This window comes from Bacillus cereus group sp. BfR-BA-01310, assembly GCF_022664325.1.
GTDB lineage: Bacteria > Bacillota > Bacilli > Bacillales > Bacillaceae_G > Bacillus_A > Bacillus_A paramycoides.
Window position 1 is genome coordinate 12,905 of record NZ_JAKUHD010000033.1, and the last position, 15,030, is coordinate 27,934.

A 15,030-nucleotide genomic window follows, 5' to 3' on the forward strand; every position below is an offset into this window, starting at 1 on the left:
GAATCGAATGGTATGAGAGATCATTTATGTATAGAAGAAAAATGTAGAGAAGGAATTGAATATAATAAAGAATTTATTGAAGAAAATAGAGAAGATATTAAAAGTTTAGAAGAAGATGAAAAAAATGGTATTCAAAGAAAGCCTAAAGATAATAAAAGTATTATAGAAGCGAGATATTTATGGAATTTTAGATATGGGATGGAGGATATTAGGGCAAAGTATTCTTTAGGAGAAGATATTAGCGCAATAGAGGAAGATTTTCATAATGTAATTTATGATTTAGAGCATACAGGAAGTAGGGAAATTGGATATATAAGTCTGCTTTGGATAATTTCCTTAGGAATTTTATTAGAAACGGATAAAAAGAATATAGAAAGATTAAAAAAGATAGTTGATAAAAAAAATATGAATGATCCAGTGATTGATTTTTTATTATGTGCCAGTGATATCGGATACACAAAAATTACCAATATTTATTTTAAAGAAAATCCATATGCAAAAACTAGAGAGATTATAGAAATTGCTCGAACAGATAAGAAAGAAGCATCTAAAAGGTTGCAAACGTATATGGAAAAAGAATGGTTTAAAGGACATTATGATTATGAATGGAAAAATGCGCATAAAGAACCTGGATATGTAGGGTATTGGAGCTTTGAGACAGCCGCACTAGCAAAGATACTAGAACTTGATGATACAAGTTTAATAAATAATAATCACTATCCATATGATTTGGCGCATTACAAGGATTCAATGACATTCAATCATATATCCCTAAGTGAATATAACAATGAGGATGAGACAGAAGAGATAGATGAAATAATAGAAGGTATTGAAAATAATCCTTTATTGGAAACGATTATCCCAATAAGATGGCACTCATTTGTCAATGAATTGATACATGATTATAAGATTATGAGTGATAGTAGTTTTTATGAAAAATACAAAAAAACGATAGGAATAGGCCAAGTATGGTTTTTACCACAAGAGTATGAAAAAGAAAATGAGCAAAAAAATCTCTTAGGAAGTTTAATTGTTTTTGCCCTCACAGAAAAAGATTACATATTACAATTGGACTATAAAGAGGATTTAGAGGACTACATTGATAATATTAAAAATTTCTGGAGTGAATCAGAAACAAAATTAGTTCAATTTATTTTAGATAATGATCAAAATTATTATGCATGGGTACCGAAAGAAGTGGATATCCAAAATATGTATGAAGTGAAAATAGAGGATGTCGATGTAGACGAAGTTCTATAACAAGTAAATCAAAATATTGTACATCATGAGTAATGTTGAAAAACAAAGGTGTACAGAATTCAATAAATTAAGAGGTTAAAAGTAGTGGTAGTTTGGGGAATCCGACTGCCACTATTTTTGTGTTTGCAAACGATACCCCAATTTAAGCAGAGTGTTGAAGAACTTTTACATAGTGTAGGGGAATCTGGTGCAAAAACTTTGAATTATATGAAAGTAGTCTATCAAACTTGAACATACTGATACTAGTACTCTAAAAAAGGATGTGATTGGTATGGAAAAGCAAAATCTATTCAAGTGGAAACATTATCAACCGGATATTATTTTATTAACCGTGAGATGGTACCTACGGTACAACCTCAGTTTTCGTGATTTAGTCGAAATGATGGAAGAACGTGGGCTATCCCTTGCTCATACAACGATCATGCGATGGGTTCATCAATATGGCCCCGAATTAGATAAGCGCGTACGACGTCATCTTAAATCAACCAATGATTCTTGGCGAGTTGATGAGACGTATGTGAAAGTCAAAGGTCAATGGATGTACTTATATCGTGCTGTTGATTCAAAAGGAAATACAATTGATTTTCATTTAAGCAAAACAAGAGATCATAGGGCTGCAAAGCGTTTTTTCAAGAAAGCTTTGCAGTCTTTTCATGTTTCAAAGCCCCGTGTGATTACAGTAGACAAAAATCCGGCCTATCCTATAGCGATTGAAGAATTGAAGAAAGAGAAAAAGATGCCTATAGGTATCCAAATAAGGCAGATAAAATACCTTAATAACATTGTAGAGCAAGATCATCGTTTTATTAAAAAGAGAGTTCGTTTAATGTTAGGATTGAAATCTTTTCATACAGCTAAATCTATTCTTTCAGGAATAGAAGCGATGCATATCATTAAAAAAGGCCAACTTATTTTACGGGACAAGTATGTCCAAAATGAAATGAAGTTTATTCATCAACTATTCGTAATGGCTGCATAAGAATAGATTCCATTAGGGATCTATTCACCTCTTTCAAATAGATGCAATCTTTGCACCAGAACCGCATAAAAAAGCCCCCAAACGCTAAACGTTAGAGGTCGAATAAGGGTAAATTGGGAAAAAAAGCATGCAGAGGGGGGATTCTCTACAACCGTAATACATGTTATCATATTATTGAAATTCCTAAAATTTCCTTTAAAGACAAAAAATGAGCTTATATTTGTTTATTTATTTTATGTTACAGTTCCATATGTTAGTCAATTACAACACCGTTAAGAAGGAGTATGCATAATGAAAGCAAGGAAACTAGTAAGTTTAGCACTTCCAGTCATGTTACTAGGGGATTGTGCAACAGATAAAGTAGAAGAAAAGAAAACTGAGAGCTTAAAAGTAGCAGAGTCAGAAAAGAAGAAAGATGATTCTAAGAGTACAAGGGACATTATAGTACCGTTATATAAAGAAGTAGATAAAATATACCATGAAGGTCAAGAACTACAAAGTAAGAAAGGTAAGACTGAGGAAGAAAGTAAGTCTTCAACTAATAAAGAAGAGTCAAACGATAAAGTAGTGAAAGAAGCTGTAATCGGAGGTGGTAGAACCCTAGCTGAAGAACGAGAACTAATGGGTAAAAACGCAGTAGGAACACTGACTCACCTGTAACAATAGGTCAGTATCAAGGTCAGATAGAAATTCATATGAGTAAGTTATCAGATGCGTTACAAGCTACAAAACCTATAGTTGAAAAAGATAAGACTTTAAAAACAAATCAAGCTGAGTTAAAGAAACAGTTTGAATCAGTAAAAGAACAGTGTAGGAAGATAAAAGAACTTGAACCACCTAAGGAGTATGATTACTTCAAAGAACAACTAAGAGACGATATGAAAGTAGTTGAAGGGTCAATAGACCAAGTATTTCAAGGTCTAGCTGAGAATGATGATAAAAAGACTGAGTCAAGTTTACAGTCTATATTCGAAGGTTTAACTTACCTTAGTATGACGATAGACGAAATCAGAAAAGTAGAAAGTTAAAAGGAGGAACATATCTATGAAACGTAAATTGTTAGCTTTAGCAATTCCGATGTTATAAGTAACAGGAGTAGGTTGTGAATCAAAGGATAAGAAGAAAGACAAAGCAATGGAAGTTTCTGTTAAACAAAATAAGAAAGAAGACTACAATAAGAATGTAGCGTATCTGCTTAAAGATTTCTCGGAACAATCAAAAGAAATAGATAACCTTTTAGATAGTGGAAAGTCGATGGAGAAAAAGGCAGTTAAGCTGAAAGAGTTAACCAAACTTTATTTTGAGTTAGTAGATAAGATAAATAACTTAGACTATGCATTAACTGAAGACATTGAAATACAGAAAAACGTAGGTAAAGCAATGCTATCCGCAAAGTCAGGGGTAGAGGTTGTACAAATGGGTTTAGAAAAAGAAGATAAGGATTTAGTTAACGTAGCGAGAGAAGACTTAGAATCATCTTCTAAGTTAGTAGACAAAGTAACAAAAGAATTAGACAAAAAGAAATAACAATTAAAGGAGATACATAACCATGAAACGTAAATTATTAACTTTAGCAATCCCTATTTTACTTATAACAGGGGTAGGTTGTAGTGCAAAGGATAAACCTGTAGACCCTAAGGTTTCCATTGAGCAAAACAAGAAAGAAGACTATAAGATGAATCTAGCATACTTAATGAAAGATGTATCTGAACAGTCAAAAGTTATGAATGATGTATTAACGAGTAAGAAACCAGTAGAGGAAAAGAAACAAGAATTCGAATCGGTTTCTAAGGAGTTACTTACAATCTCTGACAAAGTAAAGAAATTAGAACCAGGTAAAAAGTATAAAGACGTACAAGAAACTATGAATGTAGCTATGGGTTTATTAGAAGAATCACTTAAATCAATTGGAGACGGTCTTGAGTTAAAAGACCGAAGTCTAATGACTAAAGGTAATGAAACAGTAGTTAAGGCTTCCAAGAAGATAGTAGAAGCCCATGATATGCTAAAAGACATGGGAGAAAGTAACTAAGTTTGGAACGAAGTAAATAAACTTTAAGGAGGTGAGACTGAATGTTATACAGAGCATGGTGGAACAGATTAATTGATTTATTTAAGTAATATCTAAAGTAAACTCATAGATTAATAGTTTAACTAATAAGACTGTCAATCTATGAGTTTTTATTATAGAAAGTAGGGGTAGTTATGAAACGAAAGGCTTTAAAACTCGTTATACCTTTCATGCTATTAACTGGGGTAGTTGGTTGTGAAAGTAGTGTAATAGACGAAGACCACGCTATTGTTTCAGTGGAAGATGCAAAGAATGAAGACATCTATGTAGGAAACTTATTTAAACTAGAGAAAGAGTTTCAAGATGTTGCTAAGAGTTTATCTACTGTAGGATTAGAAGGAACTACTACTGATTCTGAAAAAGAACAGTTTGAAGAAAAGGTTAAAAAGTTGAAGTCTGTAACAGCAGAAATAAGAAGACTTACACCAAAGTCTAATTATAAAGACACCCATAAAGAAGTATCTAAAGCAACAAAATTGTTAGATAAGTCTTTTGATAAACAATCAGACGCTATAAAGAAAGAAGACTCAACAAAACTGAAAGAAGCTATAAAAGATATGAACAGGGCTACTATCGAATTCGTTAAATCTGTAGATGAAACAAACGATATTTATATGAAAGAGATTGAGGAACTTGCTAAAACGATAGGTAAATAGGTAACTTAATATCTACTTACCTATCGTTTTATTAGTAACTGGGGAGGAACACAATAATGAAAGCAAGTAAACTAGTAACTTTAGCAATACCTGTCTTACTGTTATCAAGTTGTGGGGTAGCGGAAAAATCTTCTACTCCTAAGACTGAGCAAACTAACAAAGCAATGATGAAAACAGTTATATCAGAAAAAGAGTATCCAAGTTATATGTATGAACAACTATTAGAGTTTCAATTTAAAAAAGATAACATACTAATAGGTTTAGGTAACGCACAAAAAGGTGATGAAAAATATAAAGAAGTATTCAAAACAGTAAGTGATATGGACGAAGCTTTAGACCGTATGGAAAACATAAAAGTACCTGATAAGTATAAAGACATTCACAAACTTGTATTAGAAGGTGTCACTGATGCAAGAAAAGGTACAAAATTTATATTAGACGCAAAAGATAAAGATGCAAACGAAGTGAGTTTAGCTATTATGAATAGTGTTCCTCATATGTCAGGTATGGATGGAGAACAGTGGAAAGAAGCAACTTACCAATTAGCTAAAGAAGACAAAGAGGGTATGTCTAAGGTAATGGATAAGAAATTACAAGAACTTCAAAAGAAATAAGGTAACTTGCAATTATTCATATAATCATACAAGTAAGCAATGGTATACAAAGAAACTATTAACTTTAGAGATACCTGTTATTGACATAACAGATTCCGAAACAAAACCTTCAAGTTAAAATGAAAGGAGTAACTAGGGGTAAGGGAAGGAACGGAAGTAATATAGTATAATTCCAAAGGGGTGTATGTAATGAAATCAAGAAAACTAGTAGCTTTAGCACTTCCAATCATGTTATTAGGTGGTTGTGCAACTGACAAAGCAGAGACTAAAGTAAAGGATAAAGTAGAGTCTAAAGCTGAAACAAAAGAGAAGTTATCAAAAGACCAGTATCCAATACGTATGGCAAGTTTAGCTTCTGAGTTAATGCAGAAAGTATCAGCTATAACAGAAATGGCTATGGATAAAACGAAAGATGAAAAGACTTTAATAAAAGAAATAGCAAAAGAAGAATCTGATTTACAGGTAATAATTAAGAAATTCGATAAGATTGAACCGCCTAAGGAGTATCAAGACTCCCATAAAGACATCTTAAAAGCGGTTGATTGTTACAGTAAAGCCTATTCAACACAGGTTAAACTTACACAGGGTAAAGGAAAGGTAACAGATAAAGACAAAGAAAAAGCAAAAGAAGCTATGGAACTGATTTATAAAGGTAATGACTATTGGAAGTCAGGGTATCAACCTATTGAAGACTCTACACTAAGTAAGTCAAACGAGATTAAAGATAAATTAGGTATTAAGTCTGACAGTCCTTCAACTTCTACATCTGATAACAGTACTGTTCAAATATCACAAGACGGTAAAGAGTTAATGGGTGAATGGGGTAGTTACAAGGACGGTGTATTTCATAAAGGTATAGACTTCCGACAAGATGAAACATTTACATTCTATGATGATACAGGTAAGTCATCTTTTGAAGACAACCACATGGAAGGTGCATGGCACTATATTCCTGAAGCACAGAAGGTTACAATTATGCCAACAGAGTTTGTAAAAGACGGACAGAAAATTGACGCAAAACAAATGAAAGTAGCAGTAGACTACAAGGTTGAGCATTTGAAAGATGGTTCTTTACGCCTAGTAGACGATAAAGGAACTACGATAGAAGCAGTAAGACGTAAATAATTTATATTAATATCAAAGGGGTATACTGCAATGAAATCTAAAAGACTTATAACGTTAGCACTACCAATCATGTTACTAGGTGGTTGTGCTACAGATAAAGCAGAAACGAAAGCAAAAGATAAAGTGGAGGAGAAAGCAGTAACAAAGGAAAAGATAGCACTAGACAAGTATCCAGACCATATGTATAAGCTAAAAAGTGACTTAGAGTTTGAATTACAGAACTTTAGGGATATATCGGCTAAAACGAAAGATAAGAGTAATGACATCAAAGAATTGAATAAAGAACTGTATGCGAAAGAGATTGAAATACAAGGTATCATTGAAAAGTTCCATAAGATAGAACCACCGAAAGAGTTTGAGAAAGAGCATAAGACAATTCTAAAAGGAGTAGACTATTATAGTGAGTCATTTACACTTTTAGTTAAGTCAGCAAAGAGTAATTCTATAACGAAAGAAACGACACAGAAGTCAAAAGACCTAGTCTTAAAAGGTAATGAGTTAATTCTTGAGGGGTATACACCACTTGCTGATGCAGTAGTAAAAGCAGGGGCGAAGAAATTAGAAGAACAGGAAAAGACTCAAAAACCTGCTGAATTCCCGAAAGACGCTAAAGAGTTTGTAGGTGAATGGGGTCAGTATAGTGGTTCTGAGTTCACTAAGTCCTTAGACTTCAAAGAAGACGGTACATACATTGCATATGATGATGTAAAGAAATTACCATATGAAACTACTCATATGTCAGGTAAATGGACTTACAAAGCAGATACAAAACAAATTTCATTGACAGTTGATGAAATGGTGAAAGACGGTAATAAATTAGATGCTTCAAAAATGAAGGGGACTACTATAGACTATACTGTCGAAATCTTCTATAACGGTTATTTAAACATGGTAGACTCAAATGGTATCAGAGTAGACGCACAAAAACGTAAATAGTAGTGTAAGAGGGTAGTAACAGGTTGCTTGTTTATAGGTAACCTGTTTGAATATAACTATAATTATGCTTAATGTGATTACAGATATTATACAGTTTGAAAATACAAATAAGGTATTATCATTTAGTCTTCTTATTGCTGGAATAGCTTGTTTCATTGCGTCTAACTTTTTTAAAGAGCGTAAAGTATAAAATATTTTATGTATATAAAAATGAGACTTCTATATAATTTTCAATCAAACCTTTTTACAAAATGAAGTGTTCAACCAAACAAAAAGAAACCATTTTGATTAATCTTTTTTCAAAATAGTTTCTTTTGTCTTGGCGTAATATGAGAGTTTGTGAATGCTTTTTGATCAAACTTTATTCCAAACCAACATTTGGATGTCGCTTTTAAATAAAGTCACGGTGTTTATAAAAAAGACGCGATGTTTTGCCCCTTTGGATCTGTTTATCTAAAGGGGTGTTTTTATAGTGAAAAGTGAAAAGAAGATCTGAACTGAAAGGTGGATTAAGGAACTGTTGAGTATCAATAGAGTTACTCCATTAAAGGGCCAGATTGTGGAATATCAACTTGAAGATGATGATATAGCTTTTTTATAAAAAACAAACCTAAATCTGCTGGAGAAAAATCCATTTTTGATCAATCTTTTTTCAAAATGGATTCTTTTTGTCTCTTATCAAATAAGGGTTTGTAAAACATTTCTGATTAAACTTTATTCCAAACCAATAGGGGCTTTTTTAATAAGGGGGATATAAAATTTCACGTATCGGAATGATTCATAAAAGATAAAATACATTCACCATAAAATATTATTGTGCCATATTCAAACAACCCTGTGTACTTCCACAAAAATACTCGTATAAATCCCTTTTCGAACTTTGGCACACTCTATCTTGCATTGTCGAACAAAAAAAACATATTTCCTTCCTAACTTGCATTGATAGTAGAAATAAGCACTAAAAAGGGGGAGTATGTTCGGTTCCTTCAAACCGCTGAAGAAACAAAAAGTTAAATCAAGCAAGGTTCTTTCAAAAAAATCATATAAGGGCAAGCACTAATCATGATGTTGAGCCATTTTAAAAATTCTGTTAACAGTTAATTCAGGAGGTTGTAAGAGATATGAAGTCTGCCGTTTCCCCAAGGTCATTGTCCGGATTCCTTGGTCTTGTTTTTGCTTTCGCGATCCCTTTTTGGGTGGTTGGCGCCATGACGGGAAGCATGAAAGGGCTGCCGATGAATCTCCCAACGAGTGCCTTGATGTTTGTTTGTCCCGCCATCACCGCAGCCATTCTTGTTTACAAACAAGATCGGACGAAAGGCGTAAAGCGGCTGCTGGCTAGAGTGCTCGATTACAAAAGAATTAAGCATAAGATCTGGTATATTCCTATTATTTTTATCATACCGTTAATCGGTCTGCTCTCATATGCAATTCTACGTATGTTAGGGCTCCCACTATCAGGGGTTCAAACTCCATTGCTGGCGCTCCCACTACTCTTTATTTTGTTTTTTATCTCCGCCACGTTTGAGGAACTGGGGTGGATGGGTTATGCGATTGAGCCGATGCAGGAGCGGTGGGGAGCACTTGGGGCAGGCCTGATTTTGGGCTGCGTGTGGGGAATATGGCATGTTATTCCGTTGATCGAGGCCCATCATTCTCCGGCATGGATTGCAGCCTGGTTCCTTGGCACCGTTACAGCAAGGGTCATTATCGTCTGGGTGTATAACAATACGGAAAAAAGCATCTTTGCATCCATCATCATCCACGCGATGCTGAATGTCATTGATTCTTTTTTACCAAGCTATGATGCGAGTTATGTCCCGGGCATAACCGGTGTTGTAACAACCTTTGCGGCGATAATCGTCACATTCCTGTGGGGTTCACGAACACTGGCGCGGTTCAGATACGCGTAACAACGATCTTATTCTGCGTTTGGCCATATCAATATAATGAGGGAAAGCAATCGCTTTCCCTCATTGTTTTAGCAGATGCGTTCCGACCAATCAATGAGTTTCTGATGTTCCTCTCCCCATTGATTCAACAAACCCATCAGCGGGATGAGGCTTTCCCCATATTCGGTCAAAGAGTATTCTACTTTGGGCGGAATTTCGGGGTATATCTCCCGTTTAACCAAACCATTGAGTTCCGCTTTCTTTACCATACCGATTTTTGTTATTCATCATTTGCTTGTAAGCCAATTTATCATTGGTTGCACAGTTAACAGCAGAGACGAAGCATCCGTATTCTGTCTTTTTAGCACTTACGAGTCTCGTCACGACAGAGTCACGGTTTGAGAGATAAACACGCAGCTCTTCAAAGGCCTCAGGTGTATTGCGAATGAAAGAGTAATAGCCGTTTTTTGACCATATCCGCAATAACGAGTGCATCCTTTTTGTCGCTCTTAGAAGGCGTGTTGTCACGGTTTTCTTTGTTCTTTTTCACGAGATGCGGATTGCTTCGAATTGGTGATCCGAGAGCCACTTAGAAAGGTTAAGCCAGTAGTGACCGGTAGGTTCCATCCCGACAATGGCTTTAGTTAGACTGTGTGATGCTTGTAGAGATTGCACCCACCGAAGGAGATTGTGAAATCCTTCTTCATCATTTGAAAAGGAAAGGGGATTCCCATTTTTCTATTAAACTAACGCATGTGATAGTTGAAGATCATGAAGACTGCTTCTGTTAAGTGACAATAAAGTTCTTTAATTTACAATAAAGTCGTTCAAAACATAATAAAGTTGTTTGAAAATTTCAGTCATATGTTATTCAATTAAAGGGCCAGATTGTTGCATAATTGAATATGAAAGTTGTGCCGTTTTACCCGTATTGATATTCTTGTCTTAAAGAGGTGATTTTGTGAAAATTGAAACTAACCGGCTACTGATTAAAACTTTTGAAAAACATCATCTGAATAACGTTTATGAAATTTATAATGATGACTCAACATGTCAATATCTTTTGCATGATAAATGGACCCATGAAGATAAAGGGAGGGAATTTGATAAGAAATTAAATAATAATCAATTAACAAAGGAAAATGCTTTGAGCTTAGCGGTCTTAATGGACACTAAAGTAATTGGCGATCTATCTGTTTGGTACACAGATATGAAAGATACTGTTGAAATTGGTTATACATTTTCAAAATCTGTGTCTGGAAAAGGATATGCAACAGAGGCTGTTATTGCACTAATAAACTATTTATTTGAAGTTGTAAAAGTTCACCGTATTCAAGCGAATCTGGATGCACGAAATATAGCATCAGGAAAATTATGTAGAAGGGTTGGGATGAGGAAAGAAGCTCACTTTATACAAGACTTTTGGAATAAAGATGAGTGGACCGATAGTATTGTATTCGGAATGCTAAAAACTGACTTTAATAAGTTCAACTCCGAAAGAGGGAACTATTAATCGGACAAACATCCTGCATGTAATTAATTCATTATCTTAAGATTTAAATCTAACTTTAATCGAGGAAGAGAGCATTGGCGAAGCCTTATGAAAATCGTTTTCGGTGACAGCCTACTGAATTAAACAAATGATATTCACCAAACGGGCGCTATTGTTGAATAAAACTTAGATTTTTAAACGACTTTATTGTTTTATTTTTAAGTACAGTGAAGTATCTTATATCAAAAATTAAACAACTATCTTTTAACCCCGTCCTAAATTTAGAACGGGGTTATGCTTGTTTTAGGTTTTAACATTTAATAGCTTTATTGTCTTTTTACACCAGGATAGGAATGTATAAAAAAATGAATAGAGTCATAGAAAAAGAAAAAGGCGGATTCTTTGTGAGAGTAGGAATCCGTCTTTTTCTTGCTACCGATAATGAGACGTTATGTTAACTTTACATGAATATCTTATTCATCCAAATTTGTACAAAAACGTCCTTACTAATGGTACAATTAGGATAACGGAGGAATATTATGGGATATCTTAATCAACTTTATGTAATACTGCTTTTTATATTCGGCATGGCAGTATTCTCATTCTTCAAGTCTGATTCACCAAAAACTAAGGATAAAAATCTAATATTCATAATGGGCAGTTTAGGGGTAAATCTATGCACAATTCCAGTGGCTTTTTTTATAGGTGTGATGGCAACAGACTCTCCATATAGTACTGAACTTGATTTTTGGGGAGGATTTCTCTTTATTCAGGCAATACCGCTCCTCATACTACTTGTAGCTTTGATATGGTGGTTTATCCGCAAGGGCAAAGAAAAAATCGACACATAGAATTTTAAAATGACTTCCGCTAACGAATTTTACGTCAACTAGCACCTCTTTCGGGGAGCTAGTTGTATTTTTACAGTAGCAAAGATGAGATTTCACTTTTAAAAACGGTCTTAGCGTATGCTTTCGTTAAAATGTGGGCGGAACCCCATCGCTATCAAGCTAAGATTTTTAATTACCCCCAGAACGAATTTTTTTTGTATGTTGATTCTTTTAGGGTAATTCTCAACTCTTAAGCTGATGTATGTGGGGGGGTCGCCCCAAATACATCAGCCTAAAAAATTAAATATCTTATTTATTAAGTTAAGAGAAATTCTATCCGTATAGGAGGAGGGAGTATTTAAGTCTTTTTTCGAATGTTATTCATGTTAATCGTATTCCCTCGAATGCACTTGTTACTAAGTGATGTACATAGGAATCATCCAGCTTTTCACCGGTTACTAGCAACCGATAGAAAATTGGTCCGTAAATGAGATCAATGTTTAATTCAACATCGAGGTTTTCTCTCAATTCTCCTCTTTGGATTCCCTTCTCTAGAAGTTGCTTTGCTTGCAGTCGACGGGGCTAGAAATATCGAGTACGATATTCCTCTGCCAATTTTGAATCAAATTGTCCTTCGCCTACTTTACATATAGGAGCTGAAGCTACTCTAGTAAAATAGGAGAGTGCTATAAAAACCCCTCTTCCATTTTCTGATAAAAATTACAAATTGGAGGATCGGCGTCACTTGGGACAGTCGGAGGATCTTTAGAAGTTGGAAAAATCTGAATAAAATTCCATGCACCATTTGGTCCTGGTGTAGGTTTATGGGGATTTGGTGGGGAATTTGCTATTAAAGAATAAAGGAGAAAATTGGTATGACTAAGAAAGTGGAAATTTTAAAATATTTTATGGTTATATTAGCTTGCATTGCAATTTTCGGTACAGTTTTACCTAATGCATTAGATCCAAATGAATCATTAGCAGGGAAAATTTCAGTTGCAACCTTCGGTACAATTGGAGCTTGTTTACTATTCTCTATTATTTATTTTATTGTAAAAAAAGCTATTTTAAGAAGGGGGAAATAAGATGGGACAAAATTTAGAGTTAGAATTACTTCCAATAGGTTCTGTTGTAATGTTTAAAGATTGAGAACATCCATTAATGGTTTATGGAAGAAGACAGATGGATTCTAAAACAAAGAAAACATGGGATTATGTATGTTGTTATTTTCCTCATGGTAATATTTCTTCGGAGTACAATTTCTTTTTGAATCATGAAGATATCTCTAGTGTTTTACATCTTGGTTTTATTAATGAAACAGAATTAGAGTTTCAAAATTATTTAAAAAAGAAATTGAAGAAAAGCAGTGATTCTTTTAAGTTGTTGGTGTTTTTGAAATAGTTAAAGGATTAATTTTAATACAAATATACTTAAAGAAAGGGGAATCTTTATGAAATTACTACGTTTATTTCTGATTCTCACTCTTGTTGTATTGTTAAGCGCATGCAATACAGCAACAAAAGTCACAAAGGTTCAAAAAAATGGCGAAACGACTTTAAAAATTGGTTCCCTGCAAGGGTATTACGATGTGCAAACGCTTAAAGCTGAAAAAGGAAATGTGGAAATCCCTTATGAAGCAGCGGTTGAAGAAGGTACGATTTTATTGCAAGTTACAAAAGATGATAAGGTTATTTATGAAGAAGCAGTCACTTCTCAAAAAGAAGGTTTGCTTTCTTTTGAAGCGCCAAAATCCGGATCATATGATTTAATTGTACGTGTGAAGGGTGAAGAAGAGAAAGCAAAAGAAATTCAAATACATACTAAGCTATGAAAAAACGGCAAGTGGAGTGCACCCGCTTGCCGTTTCCATTTTCAGTTGGTTCTGTCACAACATATGCTCATCAATTTAAGAAGTGATTCGCTGAGTCCTGGCGTTTATTCCGCGAAAGTTCCTTGACGATGAGGGTTTGGAGGCCCGTGGAATAAAAAGCGAGGACGGATTCCCGGACAGGACAAAAACTAATGTCTTCGCCAAGATTCGTGGTTCTACTGTTAGGAAAAGGCGAATAAGAGTGAAGCATACATAGAATAAGGGAATGCAGTATATATCAGTTTACAAGCATTCCCTAACTATAATTATGTTATTTTTCTTTATACTGATTATATGTGATTAAATATAGAAATTATCTAGTATATTATCTTTTTCTTCTTTATTGATTCCAATATATTTAAGAGTAATTTGTGGAGTGCTATGATTTAGTATTTCTTGTAACATATCAACATCTTTTGTTTGTTTATAGAACCAATATCCGAAGGTTTTGCGCATGGTGTGGGTACCAATGGACTCTATGCCGGAAAAATCTCCAGCTTTTTGCAATTGTCGATATGCTTGAATCTTACTAATGGGTTTGTCTCCTTTTCGAGAAGGGAATAACCAGGTACTTTCTAATATTTGGGCATACAAAAAAATTTCATCAAAAATAGAAGTTAAGTTAATCATTCGTTCTTTCTTCGTTTTTCCTTCTTTTATTTTGAATTCTTTTCTCTTTTTTTGTTTTAGTTTTACTATGGTTTGTGTCTCTAGTTGGAGTAAATCACTTACACGCAATCCTGTATGAATACCAATCAGAAAGAGGATATAGTCTCGTTCGGAACAATGACGTTTAAGGGCCCATTTCATATCTTTGATTTGTTCTTTGATACGGATGGGTTGGACATCAATGAGATGTGATTTTTTGTTCATGGATTTCACAACTCTTTATTTAAAGTGTTTTGAATGTATACTTTTATTTTGTATTTTGAAGATATCAGGGTAATTGGGATGAAGTCAGTATTTAGTAGGAGATGAATGTAAACTAATTATTAAAAGTTTACTTTCGGGTGTTTTTGATAAATATGGATTTGAAGGTGTTGCATAAGAATTACCTGACCCTATTAGGCGGTGATTGGTAGAATATGGCCAAAATGCTAAACTTATTAAGTGAGAGAGGAGAACTCATTAAATGATTAAGCCTTTATATGTAGAAAATATTATAGTAGGTGTAAAATATAAAAATAAGTTCAATTGGTATATAACTGAACCGGATTTATCATTTTAGCCAAGAAGACTCCTTCCTCAAGGAACGTGAAGGGTCGCAGCCCAGTGAGTAGGTGGGAGATGAATTGGCTTCGGACA

At 34.2% G+C, this 15,030-nt stretch carries 17 protein-coding genes and 4 pseudogenes; 17 read left to right on the forward strand and 4 right to left on the reverse strand.

Annotation, left to right across the window (positions count from 1 at the left end):
* The first annotated feature begins 12 nt into the window (after nucleotides 1-12).
* The 11 genes from MR109_RS27225 to MR109_RS27275 all read left to right on the forward strand — a co-directional run bounded on the left by MR109_RS27225 (nucleotide 13) and on the right by MR109_RS27275 (nucleotide 9,554).
* A complete protein-coding gene (locus MR109_RS27225; protein ID WP_242274559.1) occupies nucleotides 13-1,260 on the forward strand; it encodes a PoNi-like cognate immunity protein in 1,248 nt (415 codons plus the stop codon).
* Nucleotides 1,261-1,531: 271 nt separating this feature from the next.
* Nucleotides 1,532-2,239 (forward strand): IS6 family transposase, encoded by a 708-nt coding sequence (locus MR109_RS27230; RefSeq protein WP_242274560.1) that lies wholly within the window; start codon nucleotides 1,532-1,534, stop codon nucleotides 2,237-2,239.
* Between the two features lie 291 nt (nucleotides 2,240-2,530).
* Nucleotides 2,531-2,899, forward strand: coding sequence for a hypothetical protein (locus tag MR109_RS27235; protein ID WP_242274561.1), 369 nt, complete (start codon nucleotides 2,531-2,533; stop codon nucleotides 2,897-2,899).
* Between the two features lie 29 nt (nucleotides 2,900-2,928).
* Nucleotides 2,929-3,267, forward strand: a complete 339-nt coding sequence (locus MR109_RS27240; protein ID WP_308197303.1) for a DUF6376 family protein — start codon at nucleotides 2,929-2,931, stop codon at nucleotides 3,265-3,267.
* A 106-nt stretch (nucleotides 3,268-3,373) separates the two neighbouring features.
* Nucleotides 3,374-3,766, forward strand: coding sequence for a hypothetical protein (locus MR109_RS27245; protein WP_242274563.1), 393 nt, complete (start codon nucleotides 3,374-3,376; stop codon nucleotides 3,764-3,766).
* Between the two features lie 22 nt (nucleotides 3,767-3,788).
* Nucleotides 3,789-4,271 carry a DUF7018 domain-containing (lipo)protein gene (locus MR109_RS27250; protein ID WP_242274564.1) on the forward strand — a complete coding sequence of 161 codons (483 nt, stop codon included), beginning with the start codon at nucleotides 3,789-3,791 and terminating at the stop codon, nucleotides 4,269-4,271.
* A 173-nt stretch (nucleotides 4,272-4,444) separates the two neighbouring features.
* Nucleotides 4,445-4,966 carry a DUF7018 domain-containing (lipo)protein gene (locus MR109_RS27255; RefSeq protein ID WP_242274565.1) on the forward strand — a complete coding sequence of 174 codons (522 nt, stop codon included), beginning with the start codon at nucleotides 4,445-4,447 and terminating at the stop codon, nucleotides 4,964-4,966.
* 56 nt (nucleotides 4,967-5,022) lie between these two features.
* On the forward strand, nucleotides 5,023-5,580 hold the full coding sequence (locus MR109_RS27260; protein WP_242274566.1) for a hypothetical protein: 558 nt from the start codon (nucleotides 5,023-5,025) through the stop codon (nucleotides 5,578-5,580).
* A gap of 189 nt (nucleotides 5,581-5,769) precedes the next feature.
* Nucleotides 5,770-6,705, forward strand: a complete 936-nt coding sequence (locus MR109_RS27265) for a DUF3994 domain-containing protein (protein WP_242274567.1) — start codon at nucleotides 5,770-5,772, stop codon at nucleotides 6,703-6,705.
* 30 nt (nucleotides 6,706-6,735) lie between these two features.
* A complete protein-coding gene (locus MR109_RS27270) occupies nucleotides 6,736-7,641 on the forward strand; it encodes a DUF3994 domain-containing protein (RefSeq protein WP_242274568.1) in 906 nt (301 codons plus the stop codon).
* Nucleotides 7,642-8,762: 1,121 nt separating this feature from the next.
* Nucleotides 8,763-9,554, forward strand: coding sequence for a CPBP family intramembrane glutamic endopeptidase (locus MR109_RS27275; protein WP_242274569.1), 792 nt, complete (start codon nucleotides 8,763-8,765; stop codon nucleotides 9,552-9,554).
* A gap of 68 nt (nucleotides 9,555-9,622) precedes the next feature.
* On the opposite strand, the gene MR109_RS27280 is transcribed toward MR109_RS27275, so the two are convergent.
* Complete coding sequence (locus MR109_RS27280; protein ID WP_242274570.1) at nucleotides 9,623-9,802, reverse strand: winged helix-turn-helix transcriptional regulator; 180 nt, start codon at nucleotides 9,800-9,802, stop codon at nucleotides 9,623-9,625.
* Nucleotides 9,803-9,896: 94 nt separating this feature from the next.
* Nucleotides 9,897-10,265 (reverse strand): annotated as a pseudogene (locus MR109_RS27285) (IS110 family transposase); the annotation flags it as partial.
* A 229-nt stretch (nucleotides 10,266-10,494) separates the two neighbouring features.
* On the opposite strand from MR109_RS27285, the gene MR109_RS27290 reads away from it, so the two are divergent.
* Nucleotides 10,495-11,046, forward strand: a complete 552-nt coding sequence (locus tag MR109_RS27290) for a GNAT family N-acetyltransferase (RefSeq protein WP_242274571.1) — start codon at nucleotides 10,495-10,497, stop codon at nucleotides 11,044-11,046.
* 518 nt (nucleotides 11,047-11,564) lie between these two features.
* Nucleotides 11,565-11,876: a hypothetical protein gene (locus MR109_RS27295; RefSeq protein WP_242274572.1), complete on the forward strand. Its 312-nt coding sequence runs from the start codon at nucleotides 11,565-11,567 to the stop codon at nucleotides 11,874-11,876.
* A 360-nt stretch (nucleotides 11,877-12,236) separates the two neighbouring features.
* Here the strand turns inward: MR109_RS27295 and MR109_RS27300 are convergent.
* A pseudogene (locus MR109_RS27300) lies at nucleotides 12,237-12,497 on the reverse strand (TetR-like C-terminal domain-containing protein); the annotation flags it as partial.
* Between MR109_RS27300 and MR109_RS30320 the strand changes: the two are divergent.
* The 4 genes and pseudogenes from MR109_RS30320 to MR109_RS27315 form a co-directional block, all read left to right on the forward strand.
* Nucleotides 12,496-12,716, forward strand: a pseudogene (locus MR109_RS30320) (WXG100 family type VII secretion target); the annotation flags it as partial. The pseudogenes MR109_RS27300 and MR109_RS30320 overlap by 2 nt on opposite strands.
* Before the next feature lie 14 nt (nucleotides 12,717-12,730).
* On the forward strand, nucleotides 12,731-12,940 hold the full coding sequence (locus MR109_RS27305; protein ID WP_242274573.1) for a hypothetical protein: 210 nt from the start codon (nucleotides 12,731-12,733) through the stop codon (nucleotides 12,938-12,940).
* A 1-nt stretch (nucleotide 12,941) separates the two neighbouring features.
* Nucleotides 12,942-13,225 (forward strand): annotated as a pseudogene (locus MR109_RS27310) (DUF4176 domain-containing protein).
* Nucleotides 13,226-13,305: 80 nt separating this feature from the next.
* Nucleotides 13,306-13,686 carry a BA_1872 family lipoprotein gene (locus MR109_RS27315; protein WP_071720013.1) on the forward strand — a complete coding sequence of 127 codons (381 nt, stop codon included), beginning with the start codon at nucleotides 13,306-13,308 and terminating at the stop codon, nucleotides 13,684-13,686.
* A 339-nt stretch (nucleotides 13,687-14,025) separates the two neighbouring features.
* Here MR109_RS27315 and MR109_RS27320 read toward each other — a convergent pair whose 3' ends face one another.
* Complete coding sequence (locus MR109_RS27320) at nucleotides 14,026-14,598, reverse strand: tyrosine-type recombinase/integrase (protein WP_242274574.1); 573 nt, start codon at nucleotides 14,596-14,598, stop codon at nucleotides 14,026-14,028.
* Nucleotides 14,599-15,030: the final 432 nt, after the last annotated feature.

Excerpts from the sequence above, each read along its gene's own strand:
- MR109_RS27245 (WP_242274563.1), top strand. The coding sequence starts at position 3,374 with ATGGAAGTTTCTGTTAAACAAAATAAGAAAGAAGACTACAATAAGAAT.
- MR109_RS27270 (WP_242274568.1), top strand. The coding sequence starts at position 6,736 with ATGAAATCTAAAAGACTTATAACGTTAGCACTACCAATCATGTTACTA.
- MR109_RS27225 (WP_242274559.1), top strand. The coding sequence starts at position 13 with ATGAGAGATCATTTATGTATAGAAGAAAAATGTAGAGAAGGAATTGAA.
- MR109_RS27295 (WP_242274572.1), top strand. The coding sequence starts at position 11,565 with ATGGGATATCTTAATCAACTTTATGTAATACTGCTTTTTATATTCGGC.
- MR109_RS27235 (WP_242274561.1), top strand. The coding sequence starts at position 2,531 with ATGAAAGCAAGGAAACTAGTAAGTTTAGCACTTCCAGTCATGTTACTA.
- MR109_RS27265 (WP_242274567.1), top strand. The coding sequence starts at position 5,770 with ATGAAATCAAGAAAACTAGTAGCTTTAGCACTTCCAATCATGTTATTA.
- MR109_RS27315 (WP_071720013.1), top strand. The coding sequence starts at position 13,306 with ATGAAATTACTACGTTTATTTCTGATTCTCACTCTTGTTGTATTGTTA.
- MR109_RS27260 (WP_242274566.1), top strand. The coding sequence starts at position 5,023 with ATGAAAGCAAGTAAACTAGTAACTTTAGCAATACCTGTCTTACTGTTA.
- MR109_RS27255 (WP_242274565.1), top strand. The coding sequence starts at position 4,445 with ATGAAACGAAAGGCTTTAAAACTCGTTATACCTTTCATGCTATTAACT.
- MR109_RS27320 (WP_242274574.1), bottom strand. The coding sequence starts at position 14,598 with ATGAACAAAAAATCACATCTCATTGATGTCCAACCCATCCGTATCAAA.
- MR109_RS27305 (WP_242274573.1), top strand. The coding sequence starts at position 12,731 with ATGACTAAGAAAGTGGAAATTTTAAAATATTTTATGGTTATATTAGCT.
- MR109_RS27250 (WP_242274564.1), top strand. The coding sequence starts at position 3,789 with ATGAAACGTAAATTATTAACTTTAGCAATCCCTATTTTACTTATAACA.
- MR109_RS27275 (WP_242274569.1), top strand. The coding sequence starts at position 8,763 with ATGAAGTCTGCCGTTTCCCCAAGGTCATTGTCCGGATTCCTTGGTCTT.
- MR109_RS27280 (WP_242274570.1), bottom strand. The coding sequence starts at position 9,802 with ATGGTAAAGAAAGCGGAACTCAATGGTTTGGTTAAACGGGAGATATAC.
- MR109_RS27230 (WP_242274560.1), top strand. The coding sequence starts at position 1,532 with ATGGAAAAGCAAAATCTATTCAAGTGGAAACATTATCAACCGGATATT.